This window comes from Dietzia kunjamensis, assembly GCF_045689975.1.
Lineage (GTDB): Bacteria > Actinomycetota > Actinomycetes > Mycobacteriales > Mycobacteriaceae > Dietzia > Dietzia kunjamensis.
This window is the reverse complement of record NZ_CP143297.1, coordinates 398,673-413,453: the sequence shown is the minus strand read 5'-3', so window position 1 is coordinate 413,453 and position 14,781 is coordinate 398,673. Positions and strand designations below refer to the sequence as shown.

At 71.8% G+C, this 14,781-nt stretch carries 13 protein-coding genes; 10 read left to right on the top strand and 3 right to left on the bottom strand.

The features are described from left to right. Window positions 1–111 precede the first annotated feature (111 nt). The gene (locus VZF99_RS01930) at window positions 112–1,569 is read right to left on the bottom strand and encodes a hypothetical protein (RefSeq protein WP_407335571.1); all 1,458 of its coding nucleotides are present in this window, start codon (window positions 1,567–1,569) and stop codon (window positions 112–114) included. A 137-nt stretch (window positions 1,570–1,706) separates the two neighbouring features. Here VZF99_RS01930 and mbhE point away from each other — a divergent pair, with 137 nt between their 5' ends. The 9 genes from mbhE to VZF99_RS01885 all read left to right on the top strand — a co-directional run bounded on the left by mbhE (window position 1,707) and on the right by VZF99_RS01885 (window position 11,485). Beyond that, window positions 1,707–4,781 carry a hydrogen gas-evolving membrane-bound hydrogenase subunit E gene (mbhE, locus tag VZF99_RS01925; RefSeq protein ID WP_407335570.1) on the top strand — a complete coding sequence of 1,025 codons (3,075 nt, stop codon included), beginning with the start codon at window positions 1,707–1,709 and terminating at the stop codon, window positions 4,779–4,781. Continuing rightward, entirely contained in the window at window positions 4,778–5,110 is a 333-nt protein-coding gene (locus tag VZF99_RS01920) for a sodium:proton antiporter (protein WP_067716236.1), read from the top strand. The genes mbhE and VZF99_RS01920 overlap by 4 nt, the downstream gene beginning before the upstream one ends. Next, entirely contained in the window at window positions 5,107–6,702 is a 1,596-nt protein-coding gene (locus VZF99_RS01915; protein WP_185951125.1) for a proton-conducting transporter membrane subunit, read from the top strand. Before VZF99_RS01920 ends, VZF99_RS01915 begins: the two co-directional genes overlap by 4 nt. After that, window positions 6,699–7,031 (top strand): Na+/H+ antiporter subunit E, encoded by a 333-nt coding sequence (locus tag VZF99_RS01910; protein ID WP_069390351.1) that lies wholly within the window; start codon window positions 6,699–6,701, stop codon window positions 7,029–7,031. Before VZF99_RS01915 ends, VZF99_RS01910 begins: the two co-directional genes overlap by 4 nt. Next, window positions 7,028–7,300 (top strand): monovalent cation/H+ antiporter complex subunit F, encoded by a 273-nt coding sequence (locus VZF99_RS01905; protein WP_067716228.1) that lies wholly within the window; start codon window positions 7,028–7,030, stop codon window positions 7,298–7,300. The genes VZF99_RS01910 and VZF99_RS01905 overlap by 4 nt, the downstream gene beginning before the upstream one ends. Window positions 7,301–7,305: 5 nt before the next feature. Then, window positions 7,306–7,662 (top strand): monovalent cation/H(+) antiporter subunit G, encoded by a 357-nt coding sequence (locus tag VZF99_RS01900; protein ID WP_317470428.1) that lies wholly within the window; start codon window positions 7,306–7,308, stop codon window positions 7,660–7,662. Further along, window positions 7,659–9,044, top strand: a complete 1,386-nt coding sequence (mgtE, locus tag VZF99_RS01895) for a magnesium transporter (protein WP_119193381.1) — start codon at window positions 7,659–7,661, stop codon at window positions 9,042–9,044. The genes VZF99_RS01900 and mgtE overlap by 4 nt, the downstream gene beginning before the upstream one ends. 253 nt (window positions 9,045–9,297) lie before the next feature. After that, window positions 9,298–10,425, top strand: a complete 1,128-nt coding sequence (locus VZF99_RS01890) for a TIGR03857 family LLM class F420-dependent oxidoreductase (protein WP_096906164.1) — start codon at window positions 9,298–9,300, stop codon at window positions 10,423–10,425. Beyond that, window positions 10,418–11,485, top strand: a complete 1,068-nt coding sequence (locus VZF99_RS01885) for a phosphotransferase family protein (RefSeq protein WP_407335569.1) — start codon at window positions 10,418–10,420, stop codon at window positions 11,483–11,485. The genes VZF99_RS01890 and VZF99_RS01885 overlap by 8 nt, the downstream gene beginning before the upstream one ends. 118 nt (window positions 11,486–11,603) lie before the next feature. Here VZF99_RS01885 and VZF99_RS01880 read toward each other — a convergent pair whose 3' ends face one another. Further along, entirely contained in the window at window positions 11,604–13,130 is a 1,527-nt protein-coding gene (locus VZF99_RS01880) for a catalase (RefSeq protein WP_185951121.1), read from the bottom strand. A gap of 69 nt (window positions 13,131–13,199) precedes the next feature. Further along, on the bottom strand, window positions 13,200–13,640 hold the full coding sequence (locus VZF99_RS01875) for a Fur family transcriptional regulator (RefSeq protein WP_067716276.1): 441 nt from the start codon (window positions 13,638–13,640) through the stop codon (window positions 13,200–13,202). Window positions 13,641–13,850: 210 nt separating this feature from the next. Here VZF99_RS01875 and VZF99_RS01870 point away from each other — a divergent pair, with 210 nt between their 5' ends. Beyond that, entirely contained in the window at window positions 13,851–14,705 is an 855-nt protein-coding gene (locus VZF99_RS01870) for a universal stress protein (protein ID WP_067716215.1), read from the top strand. Window positions 14,706–14,781 lie beyond the last annotated feature (76 nt).

The following is a 14,781-nucleotide window of genomic DNA, read 5'->3' as shown; positions in this document are numbered from 1 at the left end:
CCTCGCGCGACCCCTTCATCCCGAAGAGCGTTCCGCACACGTTTCCCGAGAGGGAGGCGTGCGGAACGCTCTTCTCGTTGCGGCGGGAGCGGGTCCGCCTCGGCGCGACGTCTACCGGCGGGCGCGGGGCCGCCCGGCGACGTTCACCGCCAGGAGCGAGAACACCGCGACCGCCAGCAGGACCGCCGCACCGGTCCACGCGACGGAGGCGGGCCCGGACAGGAGCACGGCGTCGAGCGCCGCGGTGGCCTGCCCGGTCGTGGTCGCCGAGGTGACGGTGACGATCGCCGCGGGCGCGCCGCCGGCGACCCACACCCACCACGCCGCGCCGGCCGACGCGGCGGCGAGGATCACCGCCGTGATCCGACCGGGCCACGGGCCGAGCACCGCGACGAGGGCGCGCCACAGGGCGGAGGAGGCGACGACGACGAGGGCGACGAGAGCCACGGCGGCGGTCGCCCCGCCCGCGGTGGGGCCGTCGACGGTGGCCAGCGCCCACGCGGACAGGCCCGCGGTGAGCAGGGTCAGCGCGAGAACCGACTCGGCGATCGACGAGCCGGGCCGGCGGACGAGCTGGACGAGCAGTGCTCCGAGCATCGCTGCGGCGGCGACGCCGAGGATCCCGGCGGAGGTGCGGCGCTCGGAGTCGTCGGCGGCCGCGGCGGCCTCCAGCCCGGCGTCGCCCTGCTCGACGGCCAGGGCCCGCCCGGTCTTGCCGATGGACTCCTGGGTGCGGCCGGCGGAGTCGGCGACGCTGGCCGCACCGTCGCGGAGCGTGTCGGCTCCGGTGGCGAGCTCGCCCGCGCCGCCGGCGAGTTCGCGGGCGCCACGGGTGGCGGAGTAGACGCCGTCGCGCAGCTCGGCGCCCGGGGCGGAGAGTTGGCGGGCGAGTTCCGCCGCGCCGGAGTCGAGCTGGTCGAGGTTGCTCAGCGTGTTCTGGTCGAGGCCCTGGGTGGCCAGCTGGTCGCGGAGCCCGGTCAGGGCGTTGCGCGCCTGGACGACCTCCGGGGCGTCGCCCTGCAGCCGCGACAGGGCGTCCTCGATCGCGGTGGAGACCTGCCCCTGGATCACGGCGACCCCGCGGACCGCACCCACGACCTGACGGACGCCGCCCGCGACCTCCTCGGCCCCGGATCCGGCCTGCCCCATCCCCGCCTGCAACTGCTCCATGCCCGTGGCCAGCTCCGCGGAGCCGTCGCGCAGCTGCCCGGCGCCGTCGGCGAGTTCGATCGTCCCGGAGCGCAACTGCTCCGCTCCGGCGACCGTGAACGACGAGTTGGCCGACGCCTCCGCCAGCGCCGAACGCAGGGGCCCGCCGGCGCCGGGAGCGGCCTCCTCCTGCTGGGGGGTCGGCCCGACCACCGCCCACAGCGCGGCCAGGACGAGGGGCAGGACGATCAGCGCCAGACCCAGTAGTCGCCGCGCGGGTCCCCCGCGGGCGGCGCCGACCTCATGGCCCGGGGCGTCCGGCGCGTCCGGGGGGCCTGATCGAGGGGAGGTGACGGGGTCGGTGACGGGCAGGATGTCGGTGTCCGGCGAGGTCTCAGAGGGGGCGTCCGAGGAGGTCATGGCCGGATCGTAGCCCCGTGGAACCGGTGTTCCCGCAGGTCACTCGGCATGCCCCCGCATCGGTGTCCGAGGCTGTTGATAAACTTCCGTGGAAACCTTCGCACCCCTCGCCACCCGCTGCCGCGCAGGAAGGAGCCATGAGCCCCGTCCTCGCGATCGCTGCTGCAGGTCTGGCCACCCTGCTCGCGTGGCCGCTCACACGGTGGTTGGGCCGGGGCGCGGGATGGCCGCTCGCGGCGCTCTACCTACTGGGGGCGTTCGCGCTGCTGGGGCCGCTCTCGCTGGCCCTGTCGGGGAGGCCCACCGAGGTCGTACGCATCCCCTGGGTGCCCGCCCGAGACTGGACCCTGGATCTGTTCGCGGACCCCACGGGCCTGCTCTTCGCGATGCTCGCGTTGGTGATCGGCGCGATCGTGTTGATCTATTCGTCGTCGTATCTCTCCGGCGGCGGTGACCACGGGCACGGGCGCCGACACGGTCGCGGGCGGCGCCCACAGCACTACGGCTTCTACCAGCTCATGACCCTGTTCACGGTCTCCATGCTGGGGCTCGTCCTCACGGACTCGATGGTGCTGCTGTACGTGTGCTGGGAGCTCACGTCTTTGGCGTCGTTCGCGTTGATCGCCAACTCGGGCCGCCCCGCCTACGCCGCCGCGCTGCGCACCCTCACGGTGACCGTCGTCGGTGGCCTCGTGCTGCTGGGCGCGCTCGTGGCCATGTGGTTGCGCACCGACACCACCTCCATCTCGGAGGCCCTCGCGCACGACGTGTGGTCCACCGACCCCGGCTTCACCGCAGCGATCGCGGTCGCCGTGGCGGTGGCCGCGTTCACCAAGTCCGCCCAGTTCCCGTTCCACTTCTGGCTGCCGGACGCGATGGCGGCGGCGACCCCGGTGAGCGCGTACCTGCACGCCGCGGCCGTGGTCAAGGCCGGGATCTTCCTGTTCATGCGGTTCTCCCCGGCCTTCCACGACGTGCCGGTGTGGAACGCACTGCTCGTATCCGTGGGGATGGGCACCGCCGTGATGGCGGCCGTGTTCGCCCTGCAGAAGACCGACCTCAAGCAGCTCATGGCCTACTCCACCGTGAGCCAGCTGGGGTGGATCACCGCGGCGATCGGCGTGGGGACGCAGGAGGCGCTTGCCGCCGCCGCACTGCACACCGTCGCCCACGCCCTGTTCAAGTCCGGGCTGTTCATGCTGGTCGGCGTGGTCGACCACGAGGCGGGGGCCCGCGACATCCGCGACCTCGGCCCGCTGTGGCGCCGTATGCCGTGGACGTTCGGCGCCACCGTGCTCGGCGCGGGCGCCATGGCCGCCGTGCCGCCCACCCTGGGCTTCGTGTCCAAGGAGTCCATGCTCATCGCGTTCGGCGACGTCGCCGGCGGGAACACGGTGGCGGTGACCGCCCTGCTGACCGCCGCCGTGATCGGGGCGATCCTCACCTTCCTCTACTGCGCCCGGATCGTGCTGGGCGGCTTCCTCGGCGTCTACCGCGACCCGGCCCGGCCGGCGGCCGACCCCGGCCGGGTCCACGAGGCGCCGGTCCGGCTCTGGCTGCCCGCGGCCCTGCCCGCCGCGATCGGGTTGCCGCTGGCGCTCGTGGTCTGGGTCTTCGACGTGCCGATGTCCGCGGTCGCCGAGGCCGCGGCCGGGCCGTTCGGCTGGCCCCCGAACGAGCCGGGCACCGCCGTCGTCTATGGCACCGCTCCCGCCGGGACGATCGACGACCTGACCTACGAGGCCCACTTCGTCCTGTGGCACGGGCTGACCCTGGAGGTCGGGCTCACCGCCCTGATCCTCGTCGTCGGTGCCCTGCTGGCCTGGAAGCGCACGCCGATCGACCGCGCACTCGACCGGGAGCTGCTCCCCTTCACGGGCGCCTCCGTCCTCGAGGGCCTGACGTCGGCGGCGACGCGCGCCGGCCGCGCGCTGGTCCGTCCCACCGCGTCGGACTCCCCCGCCCGGCACGCCGGCGCCCTGCTGGCGGTACTGAGCGTCTACGCGGTCGGGATCGGCGGATGGGCCCTGGCGACGGGCAGTTCGATCCCCCCGCGCGTCGGCGGGCTCGAGAGCGCGATCGACGTCGTGTTGCTCCTCGTGGTCGCAGTGGGCGTGCTGGGACTGTGCGTCACGCGCTCGCGACTGTCCGCAGCGGTTCTACTGGGTGCGGTCGGGATCGCCGTGACCATCCAGATCTTCGGCCTCGGCGCGCCCGACGTCGGCCTGACCCAGCTGCTGGTCGAGGCGCTCACGGTCATCATGTTCGTGCTGGTCCTGAGGCGCCTGCCCCGCGACTTCATCGCCGCCTCGCGCCCGAGGAACATCGCCGCCATCGTGCTGGCCGTCCTCACCGGCATCACGACCACCATCGGGGTCCTGGTCTTCACCGGGCGCCGGGAACGCTCCCCGATCGGCGTGTACCTGCTCGAGAACGGCCCCGAGATCACCGGCGGGAGCAACATCGTCAACACGATCCTCGTGGAGTTCCGCGCTCTCGACACCTTCGGCGAGGTGGCCGTGCTCGGAGTGGCCGGCATCGCGATCCTCGGCGTCCTCGGCTCGGTCCGGGCCACCGCCCAGACCATGGATCCCGAGTCCGTCCGCGAGACCCTGCCCGGTTCCGCGAAGAGCACCGGCACGGCCGCGGAGGCGTTGGAGGACGCCGCCCGCAACACCGTGCCGTTGAAGCTGCTCGCACGGGGCGTGACACCGGTCCTCGCCGTGGTCTCCGTGATGCTGCTGTGGCGTGGCCACAACGAGCCCGGCGGCGGTTTCATCGCCGCCCTGGTCGCGGCGTGCGCATTCGCGCTGGTCTACCTGGCCCGCGAGTCGGACCGCCCCGTGAGCCGACCCTCCACCCCGGTCGCGCTCATCGGCGGGGGGCTGGTTGTCGCCGGACTCACCGGGATCGGCGGCTACGCGCTCGGGCAGTTCCTCCAGCCCGCCCACGGGTACTTCCTGGGCCAGCATTTCTCCAGCGCCCTCATCTTCGACCTCGGGGTCTACGCCGGCGTCCTCGGACTGGTCATGACCGCGTTCAACACGCTCGGCGCGGGCCGCGCCCCCGCAGAGGTCGTCTCCGGCCCCGACGCGCCGGACACCGGCCGCCGCAGGTCGGGCCCGCGGAAGACCGGTGGTGGGGCCGGTACCGGCGTAACCGGGGGCACCCCGGGGACTCGTCGCGGAACCGACGAGGAGGTCGCCCGGTGACCATCGCGATCATGATCGGCGTCCTCACCGCGGGCGGCGTCTACCTGATGATGCAGCGCGGCATGGTCCGTGTCGTGTTCGGTCTCGCGCTCATCAGCCACGCGGTCAACCTCACGTTGCTCAGCGCCGGCGTGGCGGCCTGGCGGGCCGAGCCACTCGCCGACGTCAACGCAGTCGACGTGTCCGCCGACCCGCTCCCCCAGGCGTTCGTCCTCACCGCGATCGTCATCACGCTCGCGGTGACCGTGTTCATGCTCTCGCTCGCCGTGGTGAGCCGCGACGACGACACCCACAACGTCCCGCCCACCGGTGAGGAGTACGCGTCGTGACCGCCCTGCTCCTGCCCCTGCTGGCAGCCATTCCCGTGATGGCGGCCGCCGTCACGGCGATCCTGCCGTCCCGGCAGGCCGGCCGTCTCGTGGCGCTGGCGGTCCCGGCGGCCACCGCGGTCGCCGGGGTCGTGCTCCTCGTACTGCACCGGTCCGAACCGGTGATCGCCGCGTCGGTGGGCGGCTTCGTGCCGGGCGTCGCGATCCCCTTCGTCTCCGACTCGTTCGCCGCGCTCATGCTGGTCACCACCGGTGTGGTGGCGTTGATGTCCCTGGTGTTCTGTGACCAGACCGGGGAGTTCGGCCGGAGCCGCTACTTCGCCCCGCTGGCCCTGCTGCTGCTCGCCGGCGCCAACGGCGCCCTGCTCACCGGCGACCTGTTCAACCTCTTCGTCTTTGTCGAGGTCATGCTGCTGCCCTCGTACGCGCTCATCGCCATGACGGGCACGTGGCGCCGCCTCGGCGTGGGCCGGTTGTTCGTCGTGATCAACCTCCTCACCTCCACGCTGCTGCTCGCGGGCGTCGGCTTCGTGTACGGCACCGCCGGGAGCGTCAACCTCGCCGTGCTCGCGGGAGCGGCACAGGAGGACGGCCGGGTCGCCGCCGCCCTGGGCGTGGTGCTCATGGCCCTGTGCATCAAGGCCGGCGCCGTACCCGTCCACGGGTGGCTGCCCCGCGCCTACCCCGGCACCTCCGCCGGGGTCATGGCGCTGTTCTCCGCGCTGCACACCAAGGTGGCTCTCTACGCGGTCATCCGGATCTGGGCCACCGCCTTCGACCTCGATCCGGCATGGGGCCGCGTCCTGTTGGTCGTGGCGCTGGTGACCGCGCTGTGGGGCACCATCGCCTCGGCGTCCCCCGTCGGTGCCCGCGAGATCCTCGCCTGGCAGATGGTGTCCGGGGTCGGCGTCATCCTCGCCGCGCTGGCGGTCGCGCAGGCCCCCGGCGGCGCGATCGTCTACATGATCCACCACATGGTCACCATCGGGGCGCTCGTGATGCTGATCGGTGCCGCCGAGCACGTCTACCGCAGCGGACAGCTGGGTGGGCTGTCGGGCCTCTGGTACCGCGAACGTCCGCTGGGGGTGCTGCTGGTGCTTGCCATCGCCGCCCTCGTCGGACTACCGCCCACCTCGGGGCTGATCGGCAAACTCGAGGTCGTGACCGCCGCACTGGGGGCGGGCGGCGCGTGGGGAGTCGTCACCGTCGTCGTCGTCCTGGTCTCCTCCCTCATCGGGCTCGTGGCCATGCTCCGGCTGTGGCGCGGCATCATGTGGGGCGGACCCGCGCCGCGTCCCGGCGATGACGACGGTGACAGCGACGAGCGCCAGCGGGAGGTCGACGAGCACGGCGACGATGACGATGACGATGACGACGACAACGTTCGCTCGTCTCCGCGCGTGCCGGCGCGCCTGCTCGTGCCCGGGGGCGCACTAGCAGCCCTGTCGGTGGCCATCTTCCTGGGGTACGGGGCGATCGCCCCGGAGGTGGACCGGGCGGTGGCCGGCCTCGTCGACACCGACGCGTACGTCTCGGCCGTGCTCGACGGCCCCGATGCGATGACGGACTCGACGATCGGGGGACGCTCGTGATCCGCCGGGTACTCCGCGCCCCGGTCGTCCTGGGATGGTTGCTGTGGAACGTCGTGCTGTCGTCGGTGGCCCTGGCCAAGGAGGCCGTCACCCCCGGACCGATCGGCACCCCGGTGCTGGTGCGCTACCCCATGCGCTGCCGCACCGACGTGGAGATCACGGCCCTGGCCTGGGCGATCACCGTCACGCCGGGGACACTGGTGACGGTCATCGGTGACGACGAGATGTGGGTCCACGTCGTGCTCGGCGGGCCCCGTCAGGAGATGATCGAGTTGCTCGGTCGGACCGAGGACCGGGTGCTGTCCGTTCTGCGAGGTGAAGACGAATGAGCCCGCTGTTGACGGTGCTGCTGGCCGTGTCGACCGTGATCGTCGTCGCGAGCATGGTGGTGGCGGCGGTCCGCGCGGTACGTGGACCGGGCGATGCCAACCGTGCCGTCATGGCCGATCTCAGCTATTTCTGCGCGGTGGCGCTGTTCGTGCTGTTCGTGATCCGGCAGGGGTCCGCGGTGGCGTTGGACGTGGTGATGCTCGGATCGCTCATCGGTGTGCTCTCGACCGTCGCCCTCGCACGGTTGCTCTCCCGAGGACAGCGGTGACGGGGATGGGGGGCTCGATGATCGCGGACCTGGTGATCGGTGTACTGGCCCTGCTGGGGTCGCTGTGCTTCCTGGTGGCCGCGGTGACCATGTCCCGCGCCGGCGACGCGCTGACCCGGATCAACATCCTGTCCGTGGCGACCGGCCTGGGGATGATGCTGTTCATCTTCTCGGCCTACGGGCACGAGCTGAGATCCGGGTTCTCCTGGGCGCAGCTGCTCATGGCGTTGGTGGCCCTGGGAGCGACGGCGGTGGTGACGACGGTCGCCTCCATGACGCTCGCCCGCGCCGCCTACCGGGCAGACGGCAGACTCGACCCGCTGACCGCGTATGACGACATCGCCGAGGAGACCGGGACATGACCGGGCCGGGTGACGCGCGCGACGGCCGGGACCAGACCCTGCGTGATCCGGCCGACGCCGCCCGACGGATCGATTCCCTGATCGACAGCGGTGACCTGCGCACGGCCTCCGACATGGTCGAGGAGATGCCGCCCTGGCTGATCGTCGACGTCCTCGAGCGCAGCGGCGCCAAGGACCGGGCCGTGCTGTTCCGGTTGCTGTCCAAGGGCACCGCGCTGGTGGTCTTCGAGGCCCTCGACCCGCCGCTGCAGTCCGAGCTGATCCGCGCGCTGCACACGGACCGCGTCAGCCAGATCTTCACCGACCTCGACCCCGACGACCGGGCCGGGCTGATCGACGAACTCCCGGCGCGCGTGGCCACCCGGCTCATGCGGGAACTCGACCACGACGAGCAGGCCCTCACCGCAGCGGTGCTCGACTACCCGGTCGGCTCGGTCGGTCGGCGGATGAGCCCGGAGTTCATCTCCACCCACCCCGACGTCACCGCCGGTGAGACCCTCGACCGTGTGCGCCAGCGGATCGACGAGGCCGAGACGATCTACGGCATCCCGGTGACCGACGACCAGCGTCGCCTGGTGGGGATCGTGGGCCTGCGCGCGATCATGCGCGCCGAGCCGGGGACACCGGTCCGCGACCTGATGAACGACGCGATCACCGCGCGGGCACGCGAGTCCGCCGAGACCGCCGCGCGAAGGTCAGCGGAGGAGCGCCTCATCGTGATGCCGGTCGTCGACGACGAGGGCCGGCTGGTCGGGATCCTCACCTTCGACGACGCCCTGCGGGTCCTCGAGGACGCCGAGACCGAGGACACCGCGCGCGCCGGTGGTGCGGAACCGCTGCGCGCGCCCTACCTCGCGACCCCGGTGCGATCGCTGGTGCGGTCGCGTGTGGTGTGGCTGCTGGTCCTCGCCCTCGGCGCCGCGCTCACCGTCCAGGTGCTCGAGGTGTTCGAGGGGACGATCGAGCAGGTGGTGGCACTGTCACTGTTCGTGCCGCTCATCATCGGCACCGGCGGCAACACCGGAAACCAGGCGGCCACCACGGTGACCCGCGCGCTGGCGCTGGGGGACGTGCGTCCCCGGGATGGGCTGCGCGTACTGGCCCAGGAGGTGCGGACGGGGTTCACGCTGGGTCTGGTCCTCGGCGGGGTCGGGGCGCTGGCCGCGGGACTGATCTACGGCACCGATCTGGGACTCGTGATCGGGTTGACGCTGCTGGTGTTGTGCACGGTCGCGGCGACCGTGGGCGGTCTGATGCCGCTCCTCGCGCAGGCCGTCCGCGCCGACCCGGCCGTCTTCTCCAACCCGTTCATCACGACGTTCGTCGACGCCACCGGGTTGATCGTCTACTTCCTCATCGCGCGGGCGGTCCTGGGCCTGTAGGCCGGGCCGCCGCGACCCCTTCCACTCTGGGTACGCGCTCTCCCTGCCAGATGCTGCCGGCCTGCGCGCGCCCTCTGGTCCATTCCGGGCGCTCAACCCGGAGCGCCGCCGGAGCGCCGCCGAGGGCAGTCCCTAGCCGCGACGCCGGGGCCGGCCGTCATAACGCGGAACCGCCCGGCCCAAGCCCCCGGCGACGCTAGGGTGACACGTGTCACATCCGGCTCGTCCGGAGTCCCTCGCCCCGAAGGTGCCCATGGCCGACGACGCCGCCCGACCGCCTGCCGCTCCCCCCGCCCTCATGCCCGAGCTCGCCTGCTACGGGCTGGCCGGACACAGCGCCTCCCCGGCGGATCTCATCGCCGAAGCCGCGCGGGCCGAGGAGCTGGGCCTGGGGTCCATCCTGCTGTCCGAGAGGTTCGCGCTCAAGGACGCCGCGGTGATGGCGGGCGCGGCGGTAGCGGCGACCTCCCGGATCGGAGTGGGCACCGCCGCGACCAACCACAACACCCGCCACCCGCTGGTGACCGCGACCATGGCGACGACCCTGCACCGGATGTCCGGCGGGCGCTACGCCTTCGGACTGGGCCGGGGCATCTCCCTGCTCTTCGACATCATGGGCCTGCCGCACGTGACGTCGGCGCAGCTCGAGGACGCGATCGGTATCTACCGCACGCTGTGGGGCGGCGGGGCGGTGGTCGGTCACGACGGCCCGGCCGGCAGCTACCCGTACCTGATGCAGGACGCGTCGTTCGACGAGGACATCCCGGTGCTGATGATGGCGATGGGCGACAACCAGCTGCGGTTGGCCGGGCGGATCGCCGACGGCGTCGTGCTCCACACCTTCATGTCGGATGCGGCGGTGCAGCGCTGCGTCCGCCTGGTCCGGGAGTCCGCGGAGCAGGCCGGCCGCGACCCCGCGGGCGTGCGGATCTGGTCGGTGATGGCGACCATCGAGGACTCGCTCGACGAGACGGCCCGGTTGCGCAAGCTCGTCGGGCGATTGGCCACCTACCTCACCGGCTACGGCGATGTCCTGGTGCGGGTGAACGGGTGGGACCGGGCGGAGCTCGAGGCGTTCCGCGCGGACGAGCGACTGTCCTCCCATTCCGGCGCGCTCGACGCCACCGACGATCTCGACCTCCTGCGCCACGCCCGCGAGGTCCTGCCCGACGCGTGGCTCGCCACGGCCGCCGTCGGCAGCGCCGCGCAGTGCGCCGACCGGATCGAGGGCCAGCTCGCGCTCGGCGCCGACTCGGTGGTCCTGCACGGTGCCACTCCCGACGAGCTCGCCCCGGTGCTCACCGAGTGGCGCGGGCGCCGGGACCCCGACCGCTTCGCCCACCTCGAGCCCAATCCCGGAAGGATCTCCCGTCATGACTAGTGTCGCGTCGAACCCGCAGGTGGTCTGTACGCCGGAGGAGGTCACCGCGCCGTGGCTGTCGCAGGCCCTGGGCACCGAGGTCCGGTCGGTGCGGACGGAGCTGGTCGGCACCGGTCAGATCGGATGCTGCCTGCTCGCCCACGTCGACGGCGACGGCGACGGGCTCCCGCCGACGCTGTTCGTGAAACTGCCGAACCCCGACGAGGGCATGCGGCCGCTGTTGCACGGCGTGTACCGGACCGAGGTGCTGTTCTATCGTGACCTCGCGCCGACCGTGGCCGTGCGGGTCCCGCGGGTCCGGTTCGCCGCACTCGGCGAGCGGGAGGGCGAGTTCACGCTCATCCTCGACGACGTCACCCCGCTCGTCCAGGGCGACCAGCTCGCCGGGCTGACGATCGACCAGGCCCGCGACTGCGCCGTCAACCTCGCGGGACTCCACGGACCACGCTGGTGCGACCCCACGCTCCGGAGCATCGAGGGCCTCGCGGCGCCGACGGTCGAGGACAACGTCACTCTCCAGGAGCTCGGCGGGCCGGCGCTGGAGGCGTTCCTCTCCGAACTCGGGGGAAGACTCGACGACGACGAGCGCCGCATCATGGCGGAGATCGCCCCGCTGATCGCCCGGTGGGCCAACGGGCGGGCCGAGCGGTTCGCGCTCCTGCACGCCGACTACCGGGCCGACAACATGCTGGTGGACCCGGCCGGGAACCGTCCCTCGCTGGCCTGCGACTGGCAGACGCTCGCGGTGGGCCTGCCCGGGCGTGACCTGGGCGGATTCCTCGGTTCGAGCCTCACCGTGGACGACCGGCGGGCCGCCGAGCGCGACATCGTGGCGGACTACCACCGGGCCCTGCTGGGTCACGGTGTCACCGACTATTCCGCCGACGCCTGTTGGGACGACTACGTCTACGGCCTGCTGCAGACGCCGGTGCTGGGGATCTTCGGCTGGATGTACGGCACCCGGACGGATCGGGGTGACGAGATGTTCGCCCTGCTGATGCGGCGGGCGTGCCGCGCCATCGCGGATCACGACGCGCTGGCGGTGGCCAGGGCCGGTTGACCGACGACGACACCACGAAATCCGCTACCCCGCCCCCGGATTCGCTAGTCCAATCGGAGTAGCGAATCCGTAGGGGGAGTAGCGGATGTCGGCCTGCTACTGGCCGGCTACCGGGGTGTCACTCCTGCAGCGTGTGGTTGCCGCGGGGGCTCGCCTCGACGCCGGCCTTGACGGCCTCGCAGAGGCCCTGGTCGACGGCGGCCCAGTAGGCGTAGACGCGGTCGAGCAGCTCGGTCTCCGACGGGTCGATGGCCGAGACGTGGCCGGCGATGTTGGCCGCCAGCCGCTCGCGGGCGGCGTCGTCGAGGACCTCGCGGTACAGGATGGAGGCCTGGACCGAGTCGGTGTCCTCGGCGTGCGGGCTCACGTCGCCGCGGTGGATGTCCGAGCCCTTGGTGTCCCAGGCGCCGATGTCGAACGCCTTGGACGCGTCGGCGGTCGGACCACCCAGCGAGTTGGGGTGGTACTCGGCCTGCGCGGGGTGCGGGAACTCGTACTGCATGGCGCCCTCCTTGGAGTAGGAGTTCACCGGAGACAGCGGACGGTTGACCGGCACCTGCTGGTAGTTGGCGCCGATGCGGTAGCGCTGGATGTCCGGGTAGGCGAAGACGCGGCCGAGCAGCATCTTGTCGGGCGAGAAGCCGATGCCCTTGACGATGTTGGTCGGCGCGAACGCGGCCTGCTCGATCTGCGCATGGTGGTTCTGCGGGTTGCGGTTCAGCGTCATGGTGCCGACCTTGCGCAGCGGGTAGTCCTTCTGCGACCACGTCTTGGTGAGGTCGAAGGGGTTGTACTTGTACCCGTCCGCCTCGTCGACCGGCATGACCTGGACGTGAAGGTCCCAGGACGGGAAGTCACCGTTCTTGATGGACTCGAACAGGTCCTGACGGTGGTAGTCAGCGTTCTCGCCGGCCAACTTGTCGGCCTCGGCCTGCGTGAGGAAGTCGATGCCCTGGTTGGTCTTGAAGTGGAACTTGACCCAGTGGCGGACGCCGGCGGCGTTGATGAACTGGTAGGTGTGCGAGCCGAACCCGTCCATGTGGCGCCAGGTCTTGGGGATGCCGCGGTCGCCCATGAGCCAGGTGACCTGGTGGGTGGACTCGGGGCTCAGGGTCCAGAAGTCCCACTGCATGGCGTGGTTGCGCAGGCCGGAGGCGTTCTTGCGGCGCTGCGAGTGGATGAAGTCCGGGAACTTCATCGCATCGCGGATGAAGAAGATCGGCGTGTTGTTGCCGACCATGTCGTAGTTGCCCTCTTCGGTGTAGAACTTCAGGGCGAAGCCACGCGGGTCGCGCCAGGTGTCCGGGCTGCCCTTCTCACCGGCGACGGTGGAGAAGCGGGCGAGCATCGGGGTCTTGACGCCCTTCTGGAACAGGCCGGCGCAGGTGATGTCCGAGATGTCCTCGGTGGTCTCGAACTCGCCGAACGCGCCCGAGCCCTTGGCGTGGGGCAGGCGCTCCGGGACGTTCTCCCGGTTGAAGTGGGCGAGCTTCTCGATGAGGTGGAAGTCGTGGATCGGCTGCGGACCCTGCGGGCCGACCTGGGCGCTGAACTCGTCGTGCGGGACGGGCTGGCCACTGTCGGTGGTGGTGTGGGAGTTCGGCTGGAAGTCGCGCACGCCGCGGTCTGCGGGATGAATGGTCACGTCAGTTGCTCCTCGAGATGGGGTGTGGAGTAGAAGGTGCGGAGTAGTGGTGTGGTCCAGGTCTCAGTATCAGACAAGCGAGGCCTGCCCTGCCTGGCATTCGGGGCAAGTTCCCCAGTAGTTGACCTCTGCTTCATCGATCTCGAAGCCGTGGTCCCGGTCGGCGGTGAGGCAGGGGGCGTGTCCGACCGCGCATTCGACGTCCTCGATGCGCCCACACTTCCGGCACACGAGGTGGTGGTGGTTGTCCCCCGTCCGACGCTCGTACAGCGCCGGGGAGCCGGCGGGTTCGATGCGACGCATGAGGCCGACGTCGGTGCACACGCGCAGCGCGTCGTAGACGGTCTGCGTGGACACCGCGCCCAGCCGTTCCCTGACGAGAGTCGCGACGTCCTCCGCCGCGATGTGGGGACGACCGGCGACGACGGCGAGGACCGCCAGCCGCGGCGAAGTGACCCTCAGCCCGGCATCGCGGAGCACTGCCCCCTGGTCCTCGGTTGCTGTCGTCATGGGCATCACCCTAGCCCACTTTCTGGAACAGGTCCAGAAAACGAGGGGCTCTGTTCTAGGAATCCCATCGGCCGACCCGGCACGCGTCCGGGGTCCGCGGAGCACGGGCGACCGTCAACGGGCTGCGACTAGGCTGGACCCGGACCCCGGATGCCGTCACCGCACCGCGGCGGCCCTGACCGCGTGCCCCCGAACCTGCAGGAGGAACCCATGTCGGAGACCACCACCGGACCGGTCGTGTGCGGGTACGACGGTTCGCGTGACGCCCGCAGAGCCGTGGCCTGGGCGGCCGCCTGGGCCCGCGACCACGGCACGTCACTCGAGGTGATCTCCGCCGACCGGGCGGTGGGCCGCGTCGTGGCGTTCGACGAGACCGCCCGCGCGAACGTCGAGGGCGCGATGCGCGACCAGCTCGCCGACCTCACCGCCGACGTGCCGACCACCCACCGGGTGATCGCGGACAGTCCCGTCAGCGCGCTGGTCGGGGTCGGCCGCGACGCCTCGGCGATCGTCGTGGGCAGCCGCGGCCTCACCGCGCGCGAGGACTTCGCGATGGGGTCGACCTCCGCCGGCGTCGTCGAGCACGCGACCTGCCCGGTCCTCGTCATCACCCCGCGGACGCCCGAGAGCCCCACCGGGGGCCCGGTCGTCCTGGCCGCCGACGGTTCGGCGGCGAGTGACCCCGCCGTGGCGTTCGCGTTCGCCGAGGCCGAGCGCCGGGGTGTCACCCTGCGCGCCGTGCACTCGGTGGAGGTGCCCAGATTGCCGGGCACGTCACTGTTCGACCTCGATCAGCTGGCCGAGAGCGTGCTCGCCGAGGACGAGAAGGACATCCTCGACTCCCTCGCCCCGCACGAGGCCCGCCACCCGGAGGTCAGCGTCGAGCTCATCCTCGTCGTCGGCGAGCCCGCCGTCACGGTCGCTGACGAGGCCACGGGGGCGTCACTGCTGGTCACCGGCTCGCGTGGCCACGGCGGATTCGCCGGATTGCTGCTCGGGTCGGTCAGCCGCCGCCTGCTCCAGACAGCGCCGTGCGCGGTCGCGGTCGTCCGCCCCGCCGACTGACCCCCGCCGCCTGACCCACCCACCGCCTGATTCGCGCGCCTGACCCACGCACCGGCTGACCCCACCCGCCGACAAG

Excerpts from the sequence above, each read along its gene's own strand:
- VZF99_RS01930 (WP_407335571.1), bottom strand. The coding sequence starts at position 1,569 with ATGACCTCCTCGGACGCCCCCTCTGAGACCTCGCCGGACACCGACATC.
- mbhE (WP_407335570.1), top strand. The coding sequence starts at position 1,707 with ATGAGCCCCGTCCTCGCGATCGCTGCTGCAGGTCTGGCCACCCTGCTC.
- VZF99_RS01905 (WP_067716228.1), top strand. The coding sequence starts at position 7,028 with ATGAGCCCGCTGTTGACGGTGCTGCTGGCCGTGTCGACCGTGATCGTC.
- VZF99_RS01900 (WP_317470428.1), top strand. The coding sequence starts at position 7,306 with ATGGGGGGCTCGATGATCGCGGACCTGGTGATCGGTGTACTGGCCCTG.
- mgtE (WP_119193381.1), top strand. The coding sequence starts at position 7,659 with ATGACCGGGCCGGGTGACGCGCGCGACGGCCGGGACCAGACCCTGCGT.
- VZF99_RS01890 (WP_096906164.1), top strand. The coding sequence starts at position 9,298 with ATGGCCGACGACGCCGCCCGACCGCCTGCCGCTCCCCCCGCCCTCATG.
- VZF99_RS01885 (WP_407335569.1), top strand. The coding sequence starts at position 10,418 with ATGACTAGTGTCGCGTCGAACCCGCAGGTGGTCTGTACGCCGGAGGAG.
- VZF99_RS01875 (WP_067716276.1), bottom strand. The coding sequence starts at position 13,640 with ATGACGACAGCAACCGAGGACCAGGGGGCAGTGCTCCGCGATGCCGGG.
- VZF99_RS01870 (WP_067716215.1), top strand. The coding sequence starts at position 13,851 with ATGTCGGAGACCACCACCGGACCGGTCGTGTGCGGGTACGACGGTTCG.